At 64.2% G+C, this 23410-nt stretch carries 23 protein-coding genes; 10 read left to right on the forward strand and 13 right to left on the reverse strand.

Annotated elements, in window-relative coordinates; translation table 11 throughout:
- Window positions 1–18 precede the first annotated feature (18 nt).
- Together KHN93_RS11530 and KHN93_RS11535 are read left to right on the forward strand one after the other, a co-directional pair.
- On the forward strand, window positions 19–1146 hold the full coding sequence (locus KHN93_RS11530) for a Cache 3/Cache 2 fusion domain-containing protein (RefSeq protein ID WP_065031540.1): 1128 nt from the start codon (window positions 19–21) through the stop codon (window positions 1144–1146).
- 44 nt (window positions 1147–1190) lie between these two features.
- On the forward strand, window positions 1191–1817 hold the full coding sequence (locus KHN93_RS11535) for a DUF8082 domain-containing protein (RefSeq protein WP_104559608.1): 627 nt from the start codon (window positions 1191–1193) through the stop codon (window positions 1815–1817).
- A gap of 89 nt (window positions 1818–1906) precedes the next feature.
- On the opposite strand, the gene KHN93_RS11540 is transcribed toward KHN93_RS11535, so the two are convergent.
- Window positions 1907–2470: a TetR/AcrR family transcriptional regulator gene (locus KHN93_RS11540; RefSeq protein WP_104559607.1), complete on the reverse strand. Its 564-nt coding sequence runs from the start codon at window positions 2468–2470 to the stop codon at window positions 1907–1909.
- Between the two features lie 86 nt (window positions 2471–2556).
- Here KHN93_RS11540 and KHN93_RS11545 point away from each other — a divergent pair, with 86 nt between their 5' ends.
- Window positions 2557–3300 (forward strand): SDR family NAD(P)-dependent oxidoreductase, encoded by a 744-nt coding sequence (locus KHN93_RS11545; protein WP_211920150.1) that lies wholly within the window; start codon window positions 2557–2559, stop codon window positions 3298–3300.
- Window positions 3301–3588: 288 nt separating this feature from the next.
- On the opposite strand, the gene guaA is transcribed toward KHN93_RS11545, so the two are convergent.
- The 3 genes from guaA to folD form a co-directional block, all read right to left on the reverse strand.
- Window positions 3589–5154 (reverse strand): glutamine-hydrolyzing GMP synthase, encoded by a 1566-nt coding sequence (gene guaA / locus KHN93_RS11550; RefSeq protein WP_039521782.1) that lies wholly within the window; start codon window positions 5152–5154, stop codon window positions 3589–3591.
- Window positions 5155–5254: 100 nt separating this feature from the next.
- A complete protein-coding gene (gene guaB, locus KHN93_RS11555) occupies window positions 5255–6712 on the reverse strand; it encodes an IMP dehydrogenase (RefSeq protein WP_016903541.1) in 1458 nt (485 codons plus the stop codon).
- Window positions 6713–6802: 90 nt separating this feature from the next.
- Window positions 6803–7687 carry a bifunctional methylenetetrahydrofolate dehydrogenase/methenyltetrahydrofolate cyclohydrolase FolD gene (folD, locus tag KHN93_RS11560; RefSeq protein WP_039521785.1) on the reverse strand — a complete coding sequence of 295 codons (885 nt, stop codon included), beginning with the start codon at window positions 7685–7687 and terminating at the stop codon, window positions 6803–6805.
- A 49-nt stretch (window positions 7688–7736) separates the two neighbouring features.
- On the opposite strand from folD, the gene KHN93_RS11565 reads away from it, so the two are divergent.
- The gene (locus tag KHN93_RS11565; protein ID WP_046342931.1) at window positions 7737–8057 is read left to right on the forward strand and encodes a DUF1244 domain-containing protein; all 321 of its coding nucleotides are present in this window, start codon (window positions 7737–7739) and stop codon (window positions 8055–8057) included.
- Between the two features lie 127 nt (window positions 8058–8184).
- Here KHN93_RS11565 and KHN93_RS11570 read toward each other — a convergent pair whose 3' ends face one another.
- From KHN93_RS11570 to cmk, 9 genes are all read right to left on the reverse strand, one after another.
- On the reverse strand, window positions 8185–10041 hold the full coding sequence (locus tag KHN93_RS11570; RefSeq protein ID WP_211920152.1) for a monovalent cation:proton antiporter-2 (CPA2) family protein: 1857 nt from the start codon (window positions 10039–10041) through the stop codon (window positions 8185–8187).
- A gap of 172 nt (window positions 10042–10213) precedes the next feature.
- Window positions 10214–11107 (reverse strand): UTP--glucose-1-phosphate uridylyltransferase GalU, encoded by an 894-nt coding sequence (galU, locus tag KHN93_RS11575; protein WP_016903544.1) that lies wholly within the window; start codon window positions 11105–11107, stop codon window positions 10214–10216.
- Window positions 11107–13014 carry a polysaccharide biosynthesis protein gene (locus tag KHN93_RS11580; RefSeq protein WP_024939212.1) on the reverse strand — a complete coding sequence of 636 codons (1908 nt, stop codon included), beginning with the start codon at window positions 13012–13014 and terminating at the stop codon, window positions 11107–11109. Before KHN93_RS11580 ends, galU begins: the two co-directional genes overlap by 1 nt.
- Before the next feature lie 13 nt (window positions 13015–13027).
- Entirely contained in the window at window positions 13028–14005 is a 978-nt protein-coding gene (locus KHN93_RS11585) for an MraY family glycosyltransferase (RefSeq protein WP_039527056.1), read from the reverse strand.
- A complete protein-coding gene (lapB, locus tag KHN93_RS11590; RefSeq protein ID WP_016903547.1) occupies window positions 14005–15183 on the reverse strand; it encodes a lipopolysaccharide assembly protein LapB in 1179 nt (392 codons plus the stop codon). Before lapB ends, KHN93_RS11585 begins: the two co-directional genes overlap by 1 nt.
- A 6-nt stretch (window positions 15184–15189) precedes the next feature.
- Window positions 15190–15495 carry a lipopolysaccharide assembly protein LapA domain-containing protein gene (locus KHN93_RS11595; protein WP_104595227.1) on the reverse strand — a complete coding sequence of 102 codons (306 nt, stop codon included), beginning with the start codon at window positions 15493–15495 and terminating at the stop codon, window positions 15190–15192.
- A 65-nt stretch (window positions 15496–15560) separates the two neighbouring features.
- Complete coding sequence (locus KHN93_RS11600) at window positions 15561–15872, reverse strand: integration host factor subunit beta (RefSeq protein WP_016903549.1); 312 nt, start codon at window positions 15870–15872, stop codon at window positions 15561–15563.
- Window positions 15873–15960: 88 nt separating this feature from the next.
- Window positions 15961–17646 carry a 30S ribosomal protein S1 gene (rpsA, locus tag KHN93_RS11605; protein ID WP_016903550.1) on the reverse strand — a complete coding sequence of 562 codons (1686 nt, stop codon included), beginning with the start codon at window positions 17644–17646 and terminating at the stop codon, window positions 15961–15963.
- Between the two features lie 183 nt (window positions 17647–17829).
- The gene (gene cmk, locus KHN93_RS11610) at window positions 17830–18513 is read right to left on the reverse strand and encodes a (d)CMP kinase (protein WP_046342939.1); all 684 of its coding nucleotides are present in this window, start codon (window positions 18511–18513) and stop codon (window positions 17830–17832) included.
- Window positions 18514–18685: 172 nt separating this feature from the next.
- Between cmk and ykgO the strand changes: the two genes are divergently transcribed.
- From ykgO to KHN93_RS11640, 6 genes are all read left to right on the forward strand, one after another.
- On the forward strand, window positions 18686–18811 hold the full coding sequence (ykgO, locus tag KHN93_RS11615) for a type B 50S ribosomal protein L36 (protein ID WP_005913193.1): 126 nt from the start codon (window positions 18686–18688) through the stop codon (window positions 18809–18811).
- A gap of 239 nt (window positions 18812–19050) precedes the next feature.
- The gene (locus KHN93_RS11620) at window positions 19051–19380 is read left to right on the forward strand and encodes a hypothetical protein (protein WP_039515118.1); all 330 of its coding nucleotides are present in this window, start codon (window positions 19051–19053) and stop codon (window positions 19378–19380) included.
- 266 nt (window positions 19381–19646) lie between these two features.
- Window positions 19647–20681, forward strand: a complete 1035-nt coding sequence (locus KHN93_RS11625; protein WP_211920154.1) for an agmatine deiminase family protein — start codon at window positions 19647–19649, stop codon at window positions 20679–20681.
- A gap of 80 nt (window positions 20682–20761) precedes the next feature.
- Complete coding sequence (locus KHN93_RS11630; protein ID WP_016904714.1) at window positions 20762–21646, forward strand: carbon-nitrogen hydrolase; 885 nt, start codon at window positions 20762–20764, stop codon at window positions 21644–21646.
- 4 nt (window positions 21647–21650) lie between these two features.
- Entirely contained in the window at window positions 21651–22178 is a 528-nt protein-coding gene (locus KHN93_RS11635) for a GNAT family N-acetyltransferase (RefSeq protein WP_104559601.1), read from the forward strand.
- The gene (locus KHN93_RS11640) at window positions 22171–23403 is read left to right on the forward strand and encodes a TraB/GumN family protein (protein ID WP_051750033.1); all 1233 of its coding nucleotides are present in this window, start codon (window positions 22171–22173) and stop codon (window positions 23401–23403) included. The genes KHN93_RS11635 and KHN93_RS11640 overlap by 8 nt, the downstream gene beginning before the upstream one ends.
- Window positions 23404–23410 lie beyond the last annotated feature (7 nt).

Genomic DNA, 23410 nt, shown 5'->3' on the forward strand with positions numbered 1-23410 from the left:
GCGTTCAGGGGAATTGCGATGCTTCGTCACTCTTTGCGGGTGCGCCTGCTGTTGCCGGTGCTGGCCTTGGTGCTGGTCGTGGTGGTGGCACTGACGGTCATTCTGGCCATTACCGAAGCGAACCGGGTCAAGTTCGAGACCGGCGACGCGATCGAGCGCCAGTCGGTGTCCTTGCAGACCCTGTTCTCGGTCACCCGCGCGATGATGCTCGATCGCGTCAATTCCTCCATGCGCCAGCTGCGCAAGGAAGCCAACGCACACGGCGCCGCCAGCGTCGGCAACGAAGTGCGCGTGGGCGAGCGTAGCGCCAACGACCTGCTGCTGGGCCAGAAGGCGCAGGCCAACGTCTTCGACATGCTCGACGATGTCACCGCCATCCACGAAGGCACCGCCACGCTGTTCTCGCGTACCGGCGATGACTTCGTGCGCATCTCCACCAACGTCAAGAAGGACGACGGCAGCCGCGCCATCGGCACCGTGCTCGATCCCAACGGCCAGGCCGCCGCCAAGCTGCGCAACGGCGAAAGCTTCTACGGCGTGGTCGACATTCTCGGCAATCCGTACGTCACCGGCTACGAGCCGATCTTCGCCGGCAACGACAAGCGCGTGATCGGTGCCTGGTACGTCGGCTACAAGGCCGACACCCAGGCGCTGGAAAACGTGGTCAGCAGCCGTCGCGTGCTCGACTCCGGCTTCATCGCCGTGTTCGACAGCAAGAACAAGCTGCGCTTCCAGTCCACCACCGGTGCCACCACCGACACCGCCACCATCGAGCGGATCGTCAAGGAAACGCCCAACGACTGGGTCGTCACCAAGCAGGAAGTGCCCGATTGGGGCTTCACTCTGGTTTCGGCCTACCCCAAGAGCGACGTCAATGGCGTGATCGTGCGCCAGTCGCTGTGGATCGCCGGCATCGGCCTGCTGGTGTGTGCGCTGTTGCTCGGCCTGCAGTGGGCGTTGATCTGGAGCCGCGTGTTGCGCCCGATCCAGCACCTGACCACCGTGGCCGAAGAGCTGAGCCTGGGCAAGTGGAACCACACCATCGACGAGGTCAACCTCAAGGATGAAATTGGTACCCTGGCGCGCGCCATCTCCCGCCTGTCCAACAGTGTCCGGCTGGCCATGGAGCGGCTCAGCAAACGCTGAGCTGCGCGCACCCATTCCGTACCAGATGATGCAAGGAAGACGCCATGTCCACTGAATTCCGTCCGCTGATCGAGGTCCTGCGCGAGCTCAAGGCGCTGGCACTGAAGAAGGCGTCCGGCTTTCTGTTCATCGTCACCGAGGAGAACCACTCCTGCATCATCCGCCTCAACGCCGGGCAGATCGAGGAAGTGGTGTTCCGCATGCTGCGCAATGACGAGGCGGTGCAACGCCTCACCATGGTCAATGCGGCCAAGGCCCGCTTCCAGGCCGACCCCGGCGCCGGCATGGGCAAGCCCTCGCTGCTGAGCGATGACTCGCGGCAATGGTTGATGGGCGGTTTCGAACAGGATCTGGGTGGTGCACCGGCACCGCCGCGGGCAGCGGTTGCAGCGGCTCCGGCACCGGCACCGGCCGCAGCAACGCCGCTCGCCGCACCGAATGCAGCACCTGCAGGCGCTGGCTCCGCACCTGACGAGCGCATCCGCGATGCACTGGAAAAAGTCGCGCTGAATTATCTCGGCCCGATCGCCGGCATGCTCTGCGACGAAGCCTGGGACGCATCGAGCGACATCGAGCAGGTGCTCAACCAGCTCGGCGCCAACCTCTCCACGCCACAGGAAACGCAGAAATTCATGGCCGATGCGCGCGTGGCGCTGACCAAGCTGCGCTGACGGGCAACTGCAGTAGATCCAGGATCAAACCGCGCATTGCGCGGTTTTTTTTGCGCCCAATCGTGCGGAGATAGTTGAGTTATCGGTGGCTAATCCGCACTTTTCACGCTTATGCCATTCAAGAACAAGTCAACGAAATGCCCGATCCGCGATTTCGATGAATGGTCATTTTCGACTGCAAGGGAAATGGCAGTCACCACGCAAATGAAATCCTCATACGTGACGTCGCCACGGATCGCACCCGCGTCCTGCCCGCGCTGAAGCAGCCGGCGCCCTTCTGCGGTGATCGCATGACAGCCGGGCGTCCCGCATTGGATAACAGCCCCGATCGAAGCAGCAAGGCTCTGATAAATGCTCGTGTTCCTGGCAAGTTCTTCCAGGTACGCGCGTACCGCCTCGCCTGGAGCAAGGTCTCGGTCGCGCGCACGGCTGGCTTGCGCCAGCGACAGGAAGCGCTCGTTGCTGGTCGCGGCTAACAGTGCCTCGCGCGTGGGAAAGCGACGATACAGCGTACCGATGCCGACACCTGCGCGCTTAGCAACTTCCTCGAGCGGGACACCAGCTCCTTTTTCCAGAAAGAGCGCTTCAGCTGCAGAAAGGATGAGTTCCCGATTTTTCTGCGCGTCAGCCCGAAGGGCAGGTTCATCACTCACACGTTTTCCTCCCTCTCTTGTAAAGTGGAGGTTACCTCCATATCATAAGTGGAGCAATCCTCCATATTCGAAGAAGGCACCGGAAGATGACGAAGCGTTTCGAAGACAAAGTGGTGGTGATCACGGGGGGCAGCGACGGCATCGGCCTGGCAACGGCGAAGCTGTTCGCAATGGAAGGCGCGCAGGTGTACATCACCGGGCGTCGGCAGGACGCACTTACCGAGGCCGTAAAGGAGATCGGCCACGGAGCAGTCGGTGTGCAAGGCGATGTCACCAATTCCGACGACGTCGCGCGGCTTTACGAATGCATCCAACGCGATCACCACAAGGTCGATGTCGTGTTCGCCAATGCGGGCATCTACGAGGTCGTCCCACTCGAAGCGATCGACACTATGCATTTCGACACGACCTTCGACGTCAATGTGAAAGGCATGGTGTTCACCGTGCAAAAAGCGCTACCGCTGATGGCTGCGGGCAGCGCTATCGTCCTCAACGGCTCCATCGCTGGCAGCAAGGGTCTGCCAGGCCAATCTCTTTACAACGCCAGCAAGGCCGCGGTGCGCTCGTTTGCCCGAAGCTGGACCACCGACCTCAAGGAGCGAGGCATCCGCGTAAACGTCGTCTCGCCTGGTGGCACGCAAACGCGCCTGATACGCAGCTACCTCGACTCGCAACCGGAAGTTGAAGAGGCGCTGAGTAAAAGTGTTCCACTCGGGCGGTTGGCCGAACCGAACGAGGTAGCACGAGTAGTCCTCTTCCTGGCATCCAGCGAGAGCAGCTTTGTCGCCGGCCATGAGCTTTTCGTCGATGGTGGTGTCGCTGCGGTTTAGGCATTGGGCAAGACGCGTGGGTGCACGGCGATCCTGCGTGTCGAAGCCGTGCTGATTGTGCAGGCATGGCTGCGGCTCTGGTCGAAACGCTTCGTCGAGCGCAGGGTATCCCGCTGTGCGGTCTTGTTTGACGCAAAGGCGCGATGCAGCCGCGCTTCTAGAGCATGGTCCTGAACATCCAGTCCGCCAATAGCGGGGTCCGGGCGCATGCGCACCCGGACTATTCCACCACCATCGATACTTGCGTCATCTTTTCGACGACTGGCGACAGTCACCGAAAACCTGATGTCACTCCCACTCGATCGTCGCCGGCGGCTTGCCGGAGATGTCGTAGACCACGCGTGAGACGCCGCGCAGTTCGTTGATGATGCGGTTGCTCACCGTGCCGAGGAAATCGTACGGCAGGTGCGCCCAGTGCGCGGTCATGAAGTCGATGGTTTCCACCGCGCGTAGCGCGATCACCCATTCGTAGGCGCGTGCATCGCCGACCACACCGACCGACTTGACCGGCAGGAACACCGCAAACGCCTGGCTGGTCTTGTCGTACAGATCGGCCTTGCGCAGTTCATCGATGAAGATTGCATCGGCCTTGGCCAGCAGTTCGGCGTATTCGCGCTTCACTTCGCCCAGGATGCGCACGCCCAGGCCCGGGCCCGGGAACGGATGGCGGTACACCATCGTGCGCGGCAGGCCGAGTTCGACACCGAGGCGGCGCACTTCGTCCTTGAACAATTCGCGCAACGGCTCGACCAGGCCCAGCTTCATGTGCTCGGGCAGGCCGCCGACGTTATGGTGGCTCTTGATCACGTGCGCCTTGCCGGTCTTGCTGCCGGCCGACTCGATCACGTCCGGATAGATCGTACCCTGCGCCAGCCACTTGGCATTGGCCAGCTTGTTGGATTCCTCGTCGAAGATATCCACGAACAGGTTGCCGATGATCTTGCGCTTGGCTTCCGGGTCGCTGACGCCTTCGAGCTTGGCAAAGTAACGATCGGCCGCGTTGACGCGGATCACCTTCACGCCCATGTGCTCGGCGAACATCGCCATCACCTGGTCGCCTTCCTGCCAGCGCAGCAGTCCGGTATCGACGAACACGCAGGTCAGCTTGTCGCCGATCGCCTTGTGCAACAGCGCGGCGACCACCGATGAATCGACGCCGCCGGACAGGCCCAGGATCACTTCGTCATCGCCAACCTGCTCGCGCACGCGCGCGATCTGGTCGTCGATGATGTTGGCCGCCGTCCACAGCGTCTGGCAGCCGCAGACATCGACCACGAAGCGGCGCAGCAAGGTCTGGCCCTGCAGCGTGTGGGTGACCTCGGGATGGAACTGCACGCCGTACCAGCGCTTGTCCTCGTTGGACATCGCCGCCACCGGGATGCGGTCGGTCACCGCGGTGACGGTGAAGCCCGGCGGCACCTGCGACACGTGGTCGCCGTGGCTCATCCACACATTGAGACGCGATGCGCCGGCATGATCGGTCAGCCCTGCGAACAAGGCATCGGCGGCCACCACATCGACTTCGGCATGACCGAATTCGCGCTGGTCCGCCGCCTCGGTCGCGCCACCCAGCTGCGCTGCCAGCGTCTGCATGCCGTAGCAGATGCCGAACACCGGCAAGCCGCTGTCGAACACTTCCTGTGGCGCGACCGGCGCACCCGGCAAGGTGGTCGACTCCGGACCACCGGACAGGATGATGCCCTTGGCGCCGAAACCGGCGATCTCCGCCGGGTCATGATCCCAGGCCCAGATCTCGCAATACACCCCTATCTCGCGGATGCGCCGCGCAATCAGCTGGGTGTACTGCGCGCCGAAATCGAGGATGAGGATCTTGTCGCTGTGGATGTTGGTCATTGGCGCCGGGAATCGGGAACGGGGAATCGGGAATGGGCAAAGCGGCGCAGACGCTGGTTCATCGATTCCCGACTCCCGATTCCCCATTCACACAGAGGCATCAGCCCATGCGGTAATTCGGCGGTTCCTTGGTGATCTGCACGTCGTGGACATGGCTTTCGCGCTGGCCGGCACCGGTGATGGTGACGAACTTCGGCTTGGTGCGCATTTCCTCGATGGTCGCGCAGCCCACATAGCCCATCGTGGCGCGCAGGCCGCCGATCAGCTGATGGACGATGCCACCGACCGGGCCGCGATACGGCACGCGCCCTTCGATGCCTTCCGGCACCAGCTTGTCGGCATCGCTGGAATCCTGGAAATAACGGTCCTTGGACCCCTTCTCCATCGCGCCCAGGCTGCCCATGCCGCGGTAGCTCTTGTAGCTGCGGCCCTGGAACAACTCGACCTCGCCCGGTGCTTCCTCGGTGCCGGCGAACAGGCCGCCGACCATCACCGTGGAGGCGCCGGCGACCAGCGCCTTGCCGATGTCGCCCGAGTAGCGGATGCCGCCATCGGCGATCAGCGGAATACGGTCCTGCAGCGCCTCGGCGACCATGTCCACCGCGGTGATCTGCGGCACGCCGACACCGGCGACCACGCGCGTGGTGCAGATCGACCCGGGGCCCACGCCGACCTTGACCGCATCGGCACCGGCGTCCATCAGCGCCAGCGCGGCATCGCCGGTGACGATGTTGCCGCCGATCACCTGCAGCTGCGGATACGCCTTCTTGACCCAGGCCACGCGATCGATCACGCCCTGCGAGTGGCCGTGCGCGGTATCGACGATGACCACGTCCACGCCGGCCGCGGCCAGCAGTTCGATGCGCTGTTCGGTGTCGCCGCCGACGCCGACCGCCGCGCCGACCAGCAGGCGCGTGGACCCGTCCTTGGCCGCGTTGGGGTTGTCGGTCTTCTTCTGGATGTCCTTGACCGTGATCAGGCCGCGCAGCTCGAAGCTGTCGTTGACCACCAGGATCTTTTCGATGCGGTTGCGGTGCAGCAGCTCCAGCACTTCCTCGTCACTGGCGCCTTCGCGCACGGTGATCAGGCGATCCTTCTTGGTCATGATGTGGCGGACCGGATCGTCGAGCTTCTTCTCGAAGCGCATGTCGCGGCTGGTGACGATGCCGACCAGTTCGCTGCCATCCACCACCGGCACGCCGGAGATGTTGCGCGCGCGGGTCAGCTTGAGCACCTCGCCGATGGTCGTGTCCGGGCTCACCGTAAACGGCTCGGTGATCACGCCGGATTCGAATTTCTTGACCCGAGCAACTTCGCCCGCCTGCTGCGCAGGGGTCAGATTCTTGTGGATGATGCCGATGCCGCCCAGCTGGGCCATGGCCACCGCCAGGCGGTGCTCGGTCACTGTGTCCATCGCGGCCGAAAGAATCGGCAGTTTCAGGCGCAGATCGCGGGTCAGCCGGGTTTCCAGGCTGACGTCCTTGGGCAGGACGATCGAATGAGCGGGGACGAGGGAAACGTCGTCGTAGGTGAGAGCTTCAGCCTGGATGCGGAGCATCGGCGGACCCGAGTTTGGGGAAGCGCGGCATTTTACCCTGAAAGCCTTCACGAAGACACAACGCGACTGCAATGCAGCGTTACACGCGCCTCAGCCAGCCGCGTCGGCCGCCTCCAGCGTGTTCTGCATCAGCGTGGCGACCGTCATCGGCCCGACTCCACCCGGCACCGGCGTGATCCAGGCCGCACGTTGCACCGCTGCGTCGAAACCGACATCGCCGACCAGGCGGCCGTCGTCCAGCCGATTGATGCCGACATCGATCACCACTGCGCCCGGCTTGACCCATTCGCCCGGAATCAGGCCCGGGCGACCGACCGCCACCACCAGGATGTCGGCATTGCGCACGCTGGCTTCCAGCACCTCGGGAGGGGTGAACTTGTGGCAGCTGGTGACTGTGCAACCGGCGATCAGCAGCTCCAGGCCCATCGGCCGGCCGACGTGATTGCTCACGCCCACGATGGTCGCGTTGCGGCCGCGCACCGGCTGATCGGTGTGCCCCAGCAAGGTCACGATGCCGCGCGGCGTGCACGGACGCAGGCCGAATTCGCGCAGCGCCAGGTGCCCGACATTCTGCGGATGGAAGCCGTCGACGTCCTTGCGCGGATCGATGCGCTGGATCAGGCGATTGGCATCGGGGATGCCCGGCAGCGGCAGCTGAATCAGGATGCCGTGGATCTTGGGGTCGGCATTGAGCTGGTCGATCAGCCGCGCCAGTTCGGCCTCGCTGGTGCCCTGCGGCAAGTCGTAGTCGAAGGCCTCGATGCCGACCTTTTCCGCCGCACGCCGCTTGTTGCGCACATACACCGACGAGGCCGGGTCGCCACCGACCAGCACTACCGCCAGCCCGGGGCGCGTCTTGCCGGCAGCCAGGCGCGCATCCACGCGCAACTTCAGCCCGTCGAGCAGTTCCTCGGCGATGCGGCGACCATCGAGAAGGCGGGCCGGAGCAGAGGCAGCTGGCGCGGAAACGGTCATGGGGCGTCAGGTGTAGAGTCGAAGGCCGTCTATTGTCCCCGATTCCGTCATGACCGACACCACCTCGACACCCGATTCCATCACCACGTCCATCGAAGCGGCCGCATTTCGCCGTCTGTTGCAGCATCTCAACCAGCAGCGCCCGGATGTGCAGAACATCGATCTGATGATCCTGGCTGGCTTCTGCCGCAACTGCCTGGGCGACTGGTACCGCGAAGCCGCCGAAGCGCACGGCCAGCCGATGAGCAAAGAGCAGGCGCGCGAAGCGGTATACGGCATGCCGTTCGCCGACTGGAAACGGCAGCACCAGAAAGACGCCACGCCCGAGCAACTGGAAGCCTTCGCGGCCGCTCAACGCCGGCACGGCTGAGCCGGTCGATTTGTCAGCTCAGGCCGGCACCTTGGTGCCGGTCGCTCTATCACCCAAGGTTTTTTCTCGACCAGCCGAGGCAATCCCAGCGCCGAACCCGCTTCGGTGCTCGCCAGCCACACACAACTCAGTCGCGGGTCACGGCTTCGGGCTGAGTGGCCTGCGGCACCGCATCGGGATTGAGCGTGCGGCTCTCCCGCCGCGGCGGGGTGAACGGCGTGGGCTTGGGCACGGTCGGCGTGAGATTGCCGTACATCAGCCCTGCCACGGCGCCGGCACGCGTGTTGCCGGCCGCAATCTCCAGTTCGAAACGCTCGGCATCGCGACGCCGGATCTCGCGCGCGATGGTGACTGCCTCGTCCTCGTCCACGCCCAGCTCGACCAGGGCCGCCTGCCCGAACGCCACCGCCGACTCGAAGGTCTCGCGAATCTGGTAGTCCACCCCGGCGGCGACCAACTGCAATGAATGCTCACGGTCGAACGAGCGCACCAGCAACCTGGCGTGCGGGAACTCGCGCGTTGCCAGCTCGACGATGCGATTGGCCGCCTCGCGGTTGTCGATGCACACCACGATCGCGCGTGCGCTGTGCGCACCGGAGGCATGTAGCACATCGAGCCGGGTGCCGTCGCCGTAGTAGATCTTGAAACCGAACTGTTCTGCGCTCTGGATCATCTCGATGTCGTTATCGATGATGGTCACATCCACATCGCGCGCCAGCAGTGACTGGCTGGCAACCTGCCCGAAGCGCCCGAACCCGATGATCAGCACGCTGCCGGTCTGGCCACTGACGGCTTCCACGCCTTCCAGCGACGGCTGGGCGGCCGGCGTCAGCCGTCGCTGCAACAGCACGAACAGTGGCGTCAGCGCCATCGACAACACCACGATTGCCGTCAGGCTGGCGTTGACCTGCGCGTCGATGACGCCGGACGCCGATGCTGCCGCGAACAGCACGAAGGCGAACTCGCCGCCCTGCGCCATCAGCACGCCACGATCCAGCGCCTGGCGATGGTCGCTGCGCATCAGCCGCGCCACCGCGTAGATGCACACGCCCTTGCCGAGCATGAGCGCCAGCACACCGGCAACGATCAGCCGCCAGTCTGCCGCAACCACACGCAGGTCCAGGCTCATGCCGACGCCCAGGAAGAACAACCCCAGCAGGATGCCGCGGAACGGCTCGATATCCGCCTCGATCTGATGCCGGAAAGTGGATTCGGACAGCAGCACACCGGCCAGAAACGCGCCCATCGCCATCGACAGCCCGCCGACCTGCATCAACAGCGCCGCGCCCAGCACCACCAGCAAGGCCGCCGCCGTCATCACCTCGCGCGCCTTGGATGCGGCCAGGATGCGGAACAAGGGATTGAGCAGCCAGCGCCCCGCCACCACCAGGCCGACGATGCAGGCCAGACCGATGCCGATGTCCTGCCAGCGTTGCGTCGCCGCCTGCGGGTCGCCGTTGGCGCCCATCCAGGCCACGATCGCCAGCAGCGGCACGATCAACAGGTCCTCGAACAACAGGATCGCCACGATCTTCTGGCCCGGCGGTAAGGCGACATCGCCCCGCTCTGCCAGCAACTGCATCACCACCGCCGTGGAGGTCAGCACGAAGCCGGATGCGGCCACGAATGCCACCGGCGGCGCGAAGCCGAGCACCAGGCCGATGCCGGTCAGCACCAGCGCGCACACTGCGATCTGCAGCGTCCCCAGGCCAAAGATTTCCTTGCGCAGGCTCCACAGGTGCGATGGCCGCATTTCCAGCCCGATCACGAACAGGAACATCACCACGCCCAACTCGGCCACGTGCAGGATCGCCTGCGGGTCATCGAACAGGCCCAGGCCGAACGGACCGATCGCCAGACCCGCAGCCAGGTAACCCAGCACCGAGCCCAGGCCCAGACGTCGGAACACCGGGATGGCGACCACGGCAGCGCCCAGCAGGGCCACCACGTTGATCAGTTCGCTGGATTCGGCAGGCTGGCTCATGCCGAGGATTCTAGCGGCAGGCGCGCACCACGGACCTGTACCAGCGTGCGCAATTGGCAAAGCGGCCTGCCATGTCGATCACACAGCGGCACGGCGTTCTCGCCCAGCGAGGCCCCAAACGACGAACGACGCCAAATGGCGTCGTTCGTGGATGCAGGCGATGGCCAGGCAATCAGCCGCGCGCGTCGGCCTCGGCCAATGCGGTGCGCAGGATTTCCTTGGCCGGCCCGCCGTGCTTCTCGTGCTCGAGCGCGAAATGCACGGTGGCCTCGATCAGACCGATATGCGCGCCGCAATCGAAGCGACGGCCTTCGAAGCGATAGGCGTCGACGGTTTCCTGCTGCAGCAGTCCGGCGATCGCATCGGTCAGCTGGATTTCGCCACCGGCACCGGCGCCGGTCTCTTCGAGCAGTTCGAAGATCTTCGGGTTGAGCACATACCGGCCGACCACCGCCAGATTGCTCGGTGCCACTTCCGGCTTGGGCTTTTCGACGATGGCGTTGATGCGTCCCTTGCGACCATCGAACGCATCGGTGGCCACGATGCCGTAGCTGGCGGTCTTGTCGTGCGGCACATCCTCCACGGCGATGACGCTGCCGCCCGAGGCTTCGGCCACGTCGGCCATCTGGGTCAGCGCACCGGCACCGCGGTTCCAGATCAGGTCGTCCGGCAGCAGCACCGCGAACGGCTCGTCGCCGACCACGGCCTTGGCACACAGCACGGCGTGCCCCAGACCGAGCGCTTCGGCCTGCGTCACGAAAATGGCGCGCACGCCTTCCGGCAAGGCATGCCGCACCAGCTCCAACTGTTCAAGCTTGCCGGCGCGCTCGAGCTTTTGCTCCAGCTCGTAGGCCTTGTCGAAGTAGTCGGCGATCGAGTGCTTGTAGCGATTGGTCACGAAGATCAGCGTGTCGCAACCGGCCTGGATGGCCTCGTCGACGGCGTACTGGATCAAAGGTTTGTCGATGATTGGCAGCATTTCCTTCGGCACCGTTTTGGTTGCCGGAAGAAAGCGGGTCCCAAGACCTGCGACGGGGAATACGGCCTTGCGAATACGCTTGCTCATTAAAGTCTTCTGACCTCACGTGCGGGGAATGGAACGACCGTATCAGATCGCGCGTCGACTTTCCGTCGAGCAGCCGCAAAATCCGGCATCAGACTGCCGAGCACAGTCTCCATCGCCTTGATGTCATAGCGGTTAACCGCCTCACGCAAGCGCGTCACCAGCTGCAACACCTGCTCGTGCGAGAACTCGCGCACACCGGCTTCCAGAATCTTGGGATGCGCGGTGGGGCGATAGTCTTCGTCGGAATAGAACAGGGTTTCGTGCAGCTTCTCGCCCGGACGCAGACCGGTGTAGAGGATCGCCACATCCTTGCCGGGTTGCTTGCCGGCAAGACGGATCATCTGCTCGGCGAGCAGGCGGATCGGCACCGGCTCACCCATGTCCAGCGTATAGATCGCACCATGCGAGGCAGAGGCCGCGGCCTGCACCACCAGCTGGCAGGCTTCCGGAATGGTCATGAAGTAACGCGTCACATCCGGATGCGTCACCGTGACCGGGCCGCCCTGGCGAATCTGCTCGCGGAACAACGGCACCACGCTACCGGCCGAATCCAGCACGTTGCCGAAACGCACGGTGATGAAGCGCGTCGGTGCGTCGCGTGCGTCCAGGCTCTGGCAGATCATCTCCGCATAGCGCTTGCTCGCGCCCAGCACGTTGACTGGCTCGACCGCCTTGTCGGTGGAGATGAAGACGAAGGTCTCGATGCGTGCACGCTGGCAAGCGCGCGCCACGTTTTCGGTGGCCAGCACGTTGTTGCGTACCGCCTCGCGCAACTGCTCTTCCAGCAACGGTACCTGCTTGTAGGCGGCGGCATGAAAGACGGCATCCGGCAGCGCGGTGTTCAAGGCATGCGCGACCACCGCCGGGTCGCCGCAATCGCCCAGCACGCGCACCACCTCGATATCGGGGAACAACCGACGCAGGTCCGAATCGACGGTCAGCAACGCCAGCTCATCGATCTCCAGCAACACGATGCGGCGCGCACCGTGCCGGGCGCACTGGCGGCAGACTTCCGACCCGATCGAACCACCCGCGCCGGTCACCATCACCGTCTTGTTGGTCAACCAGTCGCGAATCAGGCGCCAATCCGGGGTGACCGGCTTGCGGTTGAGCAGATCCTCGATCGCGACTTCCTTCAACTCGCCGGGTAACGAGCGCCCTTCCAGCACGTTGATCAGCTTGGGCACCATGCGGAACGGCAGCCCGGTACTTTCGCAGATGGCCACCACGCGCTGCATGCCCGAGGCATCCAGCGACGGGATCGCGATGACCAGCAGTTTGGCCGCCGTCTCCTTGGCGATGGCTGCAGCCTGGTCCAGGTTACCCAGCACATTCAAGCCCTGGATCTTGGCGCCATGCAGATTGTTGGCATCGTCCAGATAGCCGACCGGCACGAATGCACCGGTGCGGCGTAGATCACGGACCAGACCCTCGGCGGCGCGACCTGCGCCAAGGATCAACACGCGCTGCGCGGCATCGCCGGAATGCGCGATCTGGTAATCCTTCCAGGCGCGGTACAGCAGCCGCGGCGTACCCAGCAGCGCCGACAGTGCGAACGGATAAACGACCAGCACCGACAACGGGACCCCATCCAGGCGGTCATAGGACAGCGCCAGTACGATCGCGACCAGACCGAGAAAACTCGACTTGAAGATGTTCCACAAGTCCGGCACCGAGGCGAACCGCCACAGCCCGCGATACAGGCCCATCTTCCAGAACACCAGGCCCTGCGCGACCAGGACCACGGCAGTGCGCCAATCCCACAACGGCAGATCGGGAGCCTCGCGCAGCATGGAGTAGCGGCCGGCGTGCAACAGCTGCCAGCACACCCACACCATCAACAGGTCATGCAGCACCACCGCTGCTTGCGGCAGGGCTTTGGTCAAACGGTCACGCCAGGAAATCATAAAAGTCCATTACTCAGGAATTGCGCAGTCCATCGCGCAGAAAAAACCAGATTGCGGTGGCACCCAGGCCCCATACCAGGGCTCCGGACACTTGCATCCAAGTTGCATCATGACGAATTAACACATACAAGCAGACGGCAGCCACGCTGAAAGCGAAATAAATACCGGTTACCGGAACGTGCGTCCCAAGCCTGCGTGCCAGCCGCTGATAGAGATGTTGGGCATGCGGCTCCCACCACCGTTGCCCGGCGAGCATGCGAGACAGCAGCGTGAAGCCGGCGTCTACAAGAAATGCTGTCAGCGGCAACCAGCTGATCCACCAGCTCACCTTCCCGCTGGCCACTGTCAGCGCGAGCAGTGCAGCCAGCACATATCCCAAGGCACCACTGCCGCCGTCACCCAAAAAGATCCGCGCACGCGGGAAGTTGAACGGCAGAAATCCCAGACAGGCTGCGGCGACGGCAAGGCCGGCCCAGGCCCAGGCGCCAGGCACGACCGCAGCAAACGCCAGCGCGGCCAGGGCCGCCTGGCTGCTGGCCAGGCCGTTGATGCCGTCCATGAAGTTCCAGACATTGATCAACACCACCGACGCCATGGCGGTGAGCACGCCATCCCAGAGCCTGCCGGTGTAATGGCTGACCAGCCAGCCCAGCATGACCGACGCCAACAGATGGATCGCAAAACGCAGCCTGGCCGAGAGCGGACGATGGTCGTCCCACCAACCCACCCCGGCCACCAGCACCAGCCCGGCCGCGAACCAACCCAGGATCGGGCCTGCTGCCGGCCAGAACACGCCGGCCGCCACGCACCCGGACAGCAGCGCCGCCACGATTGCCATGCCACCGCCACGCGGGGTGGCAACCACATGGCTACGGCGTTCACCCGGATGATCGAGCAGCCGCCGATGCAGCGCGTAGCGCCGCAACAACCAGGTTCCCAGTGCCGCGACCGTCAGATGCGACAGACACCACCACAGCCAGGCCTGCGGCATCAGACCACCGCGTAATTCAACAGCGGTTTGACCGTGCCCCATTCCTTGCAACTCGGGCATTGCCAGTGGTGCGTCTTCGCGCCGAAGCCGCAGCGGGTGCAGCGGTAACTCGGGTTGCGCACCAGCAACTGGTCGGTGATGTGCTTGAGATCCTGCAAGGTGCCGACCGGGTCGCTGCCTTCGGCCAGGGTCAGGTCGATCAACGCCGATTCGCCGCGGACCGATGGCCGATCCTTGAGCTGACGGCCCAGATAGGCCAGCGCCGGCGCCACACCATCCTGAGCTTCCATCAACTGGGTCAATGCCAGCACCGGGGCAATGCCGCGGTAGTGCTCGGTCATCTCGGACAGGAAATTACGTGCGCCGGCGATATCGCCGACCCGGCGATAGGCCGCCATCAATGCGGGAATGATCTCCGGCAAGTATTCCGGATCATGCCGCGCAGCACGTTCGAACGCGCGTACCGCCGCTTCGTCGTGTCCGCGCTCGGCTTCGATGCGTCCTTCCAGAATGCCGGCGCGCACCGAGGTGCCATCAGCCTGGTAGGCGCGCGCGATTGCCTGCAATGCTTCGTCGGGCTTGCTCAGGCCGCGATAGCGGTCGGCCAGCTCGCACTCGAATTGCGAGATCAGCTTGCCCATCGGCTCGCCGGTGACTTCTTCGTAACGGGTGGCGTTGTCGATCGCCTTTTCCCAATCGCGCTCGGCCTGATAGATGCCGATCAGGTGACGCAGCGCCTGCGGTGCACGCTGATCCAGCTGCGCCAGTTCGGTGAATACGGTCTCGGCGCGATCCAGCAGGCCGGACTTCATATAGTCCTCGCCCAGCGCCAGCAAGGCCTGCACGCGCTGCTGATCGGTCAGGTCGGCGCGTTGCACCAGGCCCTGATGCAGCCGGATCGCGCGGTCGACCTCACCGCGACGCCGGAACAGATGCCCCAACGCGACCTGGGTCTCGAAGGTTTCCTTGTCCAGTTCTGCGATATGCAGAAACAGCTCGATCGCCTTGTCCGGCTGCTCGTTGAGCAGATAGTTCAGGCCGCGAAAGTAGGTGCTGGACAGGCGACTGACCTGGGTATCGCCGTGGCGTTGACCACCGCGGCGGCCAACGACCCAGCCCCCCAGCGCTGCCAATGGCACGAACAGGAAGAACCAGATCCACTCGGTCAGAAAGTCCATACGCGCTTACAGTCCGTCAAAGGGGCGCGGCTCGACTGCGGCAGGCGTGATCGGCCTGGCATCGGTGCGACTGACTGCAACCGCCTTGCTGGCCTGGCGCAGTTTGGAATAGAGGGGAATGACCACACTGACCAGCACCATGCCGGCACCGATCAACACACCGACCAGCAGCGCGACAATGATCGCGATTCCAGAGGTCGTGTGCACACTAGAGAAAAGGAAGTCGAGAGTGACGTCCTGGGAATTGACCGCACCGATGATCAGACCGACCAGCAGGAAGGCCAACATCACCAGCAAGCGAAACACCTTCATGGCCAGACTCCGTCAAAAGAGGCTTAGCTTAACCGAGCCGACATAAACGCAGCGGCAGAATGACTTCAGTCAGCCGCATCCAGCAGATCGACCGGGACCACGGAGCTGACACGCTCGCGCAATTCCTTGCCAGGCTTGAAATGCGGAACATGCTTGCCCGGCAACGCGACCGACTCGCCGGTCTTCGGATTACGGCCAAGACGTGGCGGGCGGTAATGCAGCGAAAAGCTGCCGAACCCGCGGATTTCGATCCGATCACCATCGGAGAGCGCCTGCCCCATCATTTCCAGCAGCGATTTGACTGCCAGATCCACGTCGTCCGCCTTCAGATGCGCTTGACGTCGCGCCAGGATTTCAATCAATTCGGACTTGGTCATGGGAAGACTTGCTTTTTTCGACTGACACATCGGAATCGGCCCGGGCAAGCCCGGGCCGATCCATCACGCTCTTGCGAGCGCTACGCGCTTACTCGGACTTGTTGCTGTTCAACTGTGCACGCAGCAGCGCGCCCAGCTGGGTCATGCCACCGGATGCGGCCGAAGACTGGTATTCCTCCAGCGTTTCGCGCATTTCGGCATCGTCCTTGGCCTTGATCGACAGCTGCAGGGTGCGGCCCTTGCGGTCCATGCCCACGAACTTGGCTTCGATCTTGTCGCCGACCTTCAGGTGCTGGGTCGCATCGTCCACACGCTCGTTGGCGATGTCGCGTGCAGCGACGTAGCCTTCGATGCCGTCGGCCAGGTCGATCGTGGCGCCCTTGGCATCCACTTCACGCACCACGCCTTCGACCTTCGAACCCTTCGGGTTGGACGCCATGTACTGGCCGAACGGATCCTGCTCCAGCTGCTTGACGCCCAGGCTGATGCGCTCACGTTCCGGATCGACTGCCAGCACAACGGCTTCCAGCGTGTCGCCCTTCTTGTAGTTGCGCACGACATCTTCGCCGGTGGTGTTCCAGCTGATGTCAGACAGGTGGACCAGGCCGTCGATGCCGCCGTCCAGACCGATGAAGATGCCGAAGTCGGTGATCGACTTGATCTGACCGGACACCTTGTCGTTCTTCTTGTGGGTGGCAGCGAAGGTTTCCCACGGATTGGCGGCAACCTGCTTCATGCCCAGCGAGATGCGGCGACGCTCCTCGTCGACATCCAGCACCATCACTTCGACTTCGTCACCAACCTGCACAACCTTGGACGGGTTGACGTTCTTGTTGGTCCAATCCATCTCGGAGACGTGCACCAGACCTTCGACGCCCGGCTCGATCTCGACGAATGCGCCGTAATCGGTGACGTTGGAGACCTTGCCGAACACGCGGCTGTTGGCCGGGTAACGACGTGCGATGTTGTCCCACGGATCTTCGCCCAGCTGCTTCAGGCCGAGGCTGACACGGTTACGCTCGCGATCGAACTTCAGCACGCGCACGTCCAGCTCGTCGCCGACGTTGACGACTTCGGACGGATGGCGCACGCGCTTCCAGGCCATGTCGGTGATGTGCAGCAGGCCGTCGATACCACCCAGGTCCACGAACGCGCCGTAATCGGTCAGGTTCTTGACGACACCCTTCAGGATCGCGCCTTCCTGCAGCTTGTCCATCAGCTGCTCGCGCTCTTCCGAGTGCTCGCTCTCGACCACGGCACGACGCGAGACCACCACGTTGTTGCGCTTGCGGTCCAGCTTGATCAGCTTGAACTCGAGTTCCTTGCCTTCCAGGTAGGCCGGGTCGCGCACCGGGCGCACATCCACCAGCGAACCAGGCAGGAACGCGCGGACATCCTTGATGTCCACGGTGAAACCACCCTTGACCTTGCCGCTGATGCGGCCGGTGATGGTTTCGTTCTTTTCCAACGCCTCTTCCAGCTCGTCCCACACCATTGCGCGCTTGGCCTTCTCGCGCGACAGCACGGTCTCACCGAAGCCGTTCTCGATGGAATCGAGGGCAACCTTGACCTGGTCGCCTACGCCGACATCGATCTCGCCAGCGTCATTACGGAACTGCTCGATCGGCACGATGCCTTCGGACTTCAGGCCAGCGTTGATCACCACCACGTCGCCGCGCACTTCCACGACGGTACCGGTGACGATCGAGCCCGGCTTCAGCTTCGCCAGATTGGCTTGACTGGCTTCGAACAGTTCAGCAAAAGATTCTGTCATTTGAATTTTACTCAGTTGAACACACGGGCGTTGATCGTCGATTGCGACAGATGCCAAGCGCCCAGCCTGTTGGTCGACTCCGGACAGCGAGTCGGTTAAGTAGTAGTAGAACCGCCACACGGGATGTGCGACGGAGCCTTGGAACGCCTTACGGTCGGCGGGACATGCCCGCTTGCGGAACGCTTACGACGACGTGCGAGCGGCTAACAACCCGACCACACGCTGGACGACATCCTCGATCCCCATTCCGCTGGTATCGATCAGCACGGCGTCTTCGGCCGGCCGCAATGGCGCCACCACCCGCTGCGCATCACGGGCATCTCGAGCCATGATCTCGCGCAGCAGGTCGTCAAAGATAACCGAAACACCCTTTTCCATCAACTGTTTATGGCGACGGCCTGCACGTTCTTCGGCACTGGCGGTCAGAAACACCTTGAAGGCGGCATCGGGGAAGATCACCGTACCCATGTCGCGCCCGTCCGCGACCAAGCCGGGCGCCTGCCTGAATGCGCGTTGGCGCTCCTTCAGCGCGCTGCGCACCTCCGGAATGGCCGCAATCGCCGAGGCCAGCGCGCCGGTGGTCTCCAGGCGCAGCTCGCCGGTGGCGTCCACGCCGTTGACCAGCACCCGCAACCCTGCCTCGCCGGCGTCGTCGAACTCCACCTTGGTGTCGAAGGTACAGCGCACCAGCGCGGCCGGGTCGGAGACATCCAGATCGGCCCAGCTCGCCGCCACGCCCACCGCGCGATACAGTGCGCCCGAATCGAGGTAATGCCAGCCCAGCCGGGCGGCCACGATCCGGCTCACCGTGCCCTTGCCGGCGCCGGAGGGACCATCGATGGTAAGGACGGGCGAAAGGTCGGTCATTCAGGTTTCCGGAAGGTCATCAGGCGGTAGTGTAGCGCCGCTCGCGGGGATTGCGATGCAACCACTTGAAAGCACGACGAAAAGCCGGTTAGAATTGCCGGCTTAATTCCGGGTGCACCCTCGATTGCGGGCACTCTTCCATCGAATCCAACCGTTTACGCCGAGGTGTGCCATGAAAGTCCTGTCCTCCCTGAAGTCTGCGAAGACCCGTCACCGCGACTGCAAGGTGGTCCGCCGCCGCGGCAAGGTCTTCGTGATCTGCAAGTCGAACCCGCGTTTCAAGGCGCGTCAGCGCTAAGCTTTCGCCGCGCGTGCAAGACCCGAGAAAGCCGCCTCCGGGCGGTTTTTTCTTGGCCGCTGCTTCACGCCGACGATTGCCTCATGCAGGCTGGAATGCGCGGCCGCCCGGCCGGCTCCGCGTAACGGCCGCGCTGGCAGACATCCGGCGCGGCGTTGGGTAACACCGCTCTGCAAGCACGCTGGCCCTGGTTTTGCTGTAATCACCATTCGAATCTTGTCCACTGGGGAGTAGATGACATGCGCAACCGTTTGTTTGTCCTGCCGCTGATCGCTCTGATGGGGATCAGTGCCGCTGCGTCGGCCGATACGCTGCTGATCGACCGCGCACAGCAGAAGCCTGCCGCTGCCCTGCCCTTGCGCGGCGACAGCATGAGCCAGGTCGAAGGCCGTTATGGCGCGCCGCAGGAAAAGCTGGCGCCGCGCGGTGGCCAGAAGCGCCAGTGGCCGACGATCCACCGCTGGGTGTATCCGGCCTTCACCGTGTACTTCGAAAAGAGCCGGGTGATCGACGTGGTAGCCAACCAGGCCGATGCCAACGAGATCGGGCCCAAGCCGCCGATCAAGTGATCGCGGGTTGTTCGGGCTGGATCGAAGGGTGACTGCAACAGTGGTTTGATCCAATGAGATGCGCGGGAAGCGATCACTGCGAACCGATGAGGCGAGTCCTTCGCAAGGGGCGATTCGACGCGAATTCCTCGCAAGAGCCGACTTGAGGCGAGTCCCTCGCAAGAACCGATTCAACGCGAGTCCCTCGCAAGAGCCCGCACATCCATGTGCGGGGATTGAATTAACAGCCTGGCTTCGGTTGGGCATTGATAGGTGTTTGTTAGGTTATGACCGATAGCGTTCGCTTTCCTGCCGAGTGGGAATCTCAGTCCGCCGTGTTGATTGCGTGGCCGCATGCGGGCACCGATTGGGCCGAGCGTCTTGCCGAGGTGGAAGAGACCTATATCGCGCTGGTCACGGCGATTTCCCGCTTCGAGCCGGTGATCGTGTGCGTGGCCGATGACGACCTGCAGATCTACGCGGAAGCGCGGCTGCGCTCGGCACGGGTGGACATGACGCGGGTGCGCTTCGTGGTTGCCGCCTACAACGACACCTGGCTGCGCGATTCGGGCCCGATCACGCTGCGCCAGGACGGCGGTTTCCGCCTGATGGATTTCCGCTTCACCGGCTGGGGCGGCAAGTTCGAGGCCAGCCTGGACGATCAGTTGGTCACCTCGCTGGATGCGGCGCAGGTGTTTGTGCCCTCGCAGGTGCAGACGGTGGACTTTGCGCTGGAAGGCGGTGCGATCGAGACCGATGGTGCGGGCACCTTGCTGACCACCTGGAAGTGCCTGCACGAGCGGCATCCGCAGTGCACGCGCGACTCGCTGAGTGCCGATCTTGCCGCGTGGCTGGCGCAGGACCGCGTGCTGTGGCTGGATCACGGCTATCTGGAAGGCGACGATACCGATGCGCATATCGATACGCTGGCGCGCTTCGCCGGCCCGGATGCGATCGTCTACCAGGGCTGCGATGTGGCCAGCGATTCGCATTACACCGAACTGCAGGCGATGGGCGCCGAACTGGCTGCGTTGCGCAAGGCAGATGGGCAGCCGTATCGGCTGTTCGTGTTGCCGTGGGCCGAGCCGATCCTGGACCAGGGCCGGCGTCTGGCCGCCTCGTACGCCAACTTCCTGATCGTCAACGGTGCGGTGCTGATGCCGGCTTACGGCGACAAGGCCGATGCGGGCGCGCAGGCGGTGCTGGCCGAGGCGTTTCCGCAGCACGTCATCGTGCCGGTGCCGTGCCGCCCGTTGATCTGGCAGAACGGCAGCCTGCATTGTCTGACCATGCAACTGCCCGCCGGTCTGCTGGCTGCCTGAGTCACTCCTGTTCCGGCCGGCAGGCCGGTGTTACACCATCGCGCGCTACCTTAGTGCGTCACTACGCTGGACGAATCGCCATGACCCGTCATCTCCTTCCCGTCGCGCTGATCCAGGAGCGCAACCACGGCGACGCCGCGGCCAATCTGGCCATCATCGAATCGCGCGTGGCCGAAGCCGCCGCACAGGGCGCCAAGCTGGTGCTGCTGCAGGAACTGCACAACGGTGCGTATTTCTGCCAGCACGAGTCGGTGGACGAATTCGACCTGGCCGAGCCGATCCCCGGCCCCAGCACCGAGCGGCTGGGCGCGCTGGCCAAGCAACACGGCGTGGTGCTGGTGGCCTCGTTGTTCGAGCGCCGCGCAGCCGGGCTGTATCACAACACTGCGGTCGTGTTCGAAAAGGACGGCCGCCTGCTCGGCAAGTACCGCAAGATGCATATCCCGGACGACCCGGGCTTCTACGAAAAGTTCTATTTCACCCCGGGCGATCTGGGCTTTGCGCCGATCGATACCTCGGTCGGCCGGCTCGGCGTGCTGGTGTGCTGGGACCAGTGGTACCCCGAAGCGGCGCGCCTGATGGCGCTGGCCGGTGCGGAACTGCTGCTCTACCCCACCGCGATCGGCTGGGATCCGGATGACCAGCAACCCGAGCAGGAGCGCCAGCGCGATGCCTGGGTACTCAGCCATCGCGGCCATGCGGTCGCCAACGGGGTGCCGGTGCTGTCGTGCAACCGCGTCGGCCATGAGCCCTCGCCGTTGGGCGCGTCGGGCATCCAGTTCTGGGGCAACAGCCATGTGCTGGGGCCACAGGGCGAGTTCATCGCCGAAGCCGGACAGGACCCGACGGTGCTGGTGTGCGACGTCGACCTGCAGCGCAGCGAACACGTGCGCCGCATCTGGCCGTTCCTGCGCGATCGCCGTATCGATGCGTATGGCGACCTGCTCAAGCGCTACATCGACTGACCGCATGCCTGTCGAGTTGCGCGAAGTCCGCAACGCGGACATCCCGGCCATCACCGCGATCTATGCGGAGCAGATTGCCGGGGTCAACAGCTACGAATACAGCGCACCATCGCGCGATGAGATGGCTGCACGGGTGCGCGCGGGCGTGGATGCCGGCTACCCCTATCTTGTTGCCGAGCGCGATGGCGTGGTGGTCGGCTATGCCTACGTCGGCGCCTATCGCGCACGCGCCGGCTACCGCTGGACCGTCGAGAATTCGATCTATCTCGCCAGCGGCGCGCAGGGCCACGGCATCGGCAAGGCCTTGCTCGGCGAGCTGATCGCACGCTGCCAACAGCGCGGCTATCGACAGATGATTGCGGTGATCGGCGATGCCGACAACCTGGCATCGCGACGGCTGCATGAACGTTTTGGTTTTCGCACGGTCGGAGTGTTCACCGGTATCGGCCGCAAGCATGGTCGCTGGCTGGACGGCGTGCAGATGCAACGCGCGCTCGGCTCCGGTGACACCGCCCCTCCTTCTGATGAATGACCCCATGACTGAGCAAACCACCCACGTTCTGGACGATGCGCTGTCCGGCCAGCCGCATCGCATCGTCGAACGCGATGGCGTGCGCTATACCCTGCTCGGCACCGCGCATGTCTCGCTGGCCAGCGTGGCCGCGGTGCAGCGGGCGATCGGCAGCGGCCGCTACGACGCGGTGGCGGTGGAACTGGACGCGCAGCGCCTGCAGGCGCTCAGCGACCCGGATGCCCTCGCCCGCCTGGACCTGGTGCAGGTGATTCGCAAGGGCCGGGTGGCCTTGTTTGCGGCCAACCTCGCCCTGGCCGCCTACCAGCGCCGCCTGGCCAAGCAGCTCGGCATCGAGCCGGGCGCGGAATTGAAGGAAGCGGTGAACCTGGCGCGCGCGCAAGGCCTGCCGGTGCACCTGATCGATCGCGAAGTCGGCCTGACCTTCAAGCGCGCGTCCGGGCGGCTGGGATTCTTCGGCAAGATGAAACTGGCCGGCGGCCTGCTTGGCGGCCTGTTCGCGGCCGACGAGGTGGGCGAAGAGGAAATCGAAAAGCTCAAGCAGGGCGACATGCTGGAGGCCAGCTTCGGCGACTTTGCCAGCGAAAGCCCGGAGCTGTACGAGACCGTGATCGCCGAGCGCGACCAGTACATGGCCACGCGCCTGCGCGAGGAAGCCACCACCGATCAGCGCGAGATCCTGGCGGTGGTCGGTGCAGGACATCTGGCCGGGCTTGCACGCCACCTGGAGCAGGACACCGCCGCACCCGGCCCGTTGCGCGAGTCGCTGGAATACGTGCAGCAGCGCAAGCGCATTCCGTGGATCACGCTGGGCATCCTGGCGGTCATCATCACCGGCATCGGCATCGGGTTCTGGCGCGGCGGCCTGAGCATGGGCGCAGACCTGTTGTTGCAGTGGGCGATGTATACCGGCGGACTGGCCGCGCTGGGCTGCCTGCTGGCCGGCAGCCACCCGTTGAGCATCCTCACTGCGGCGGTCGTGGCGCCCTTCAAGCCGTTCCGCCTGAGCGTGCCGACCGGTGCGTTCGCCGCCCTGGTCGAAGTGCATATGCGCAAGCCGGCCTATGGCGATTTCCTGTCGCTGCGCGACGATGCGCAGACCTTGCGCGGCTGGTACCGCAATCGCGTCTCGCGCGTGGTGCTGACCTTCCTGCTGACCAACTTCGGCAGCATGGCCGGCGTGTGGCTGGCCGGTGTGCAGATCTTCAATCGCCTGCATGGGTGAGCGTGGC

Source organism: Xanthomonas arboricola pv. juglandis (genome assembly GCF_905367715.1).
Lineage (GTDB): Bacteria > Pseudomonadota > Gammaproteobacteria > Xanthomonadales > Xanthomonadaceae > Xanthomonas > Xanthomonas arboricola.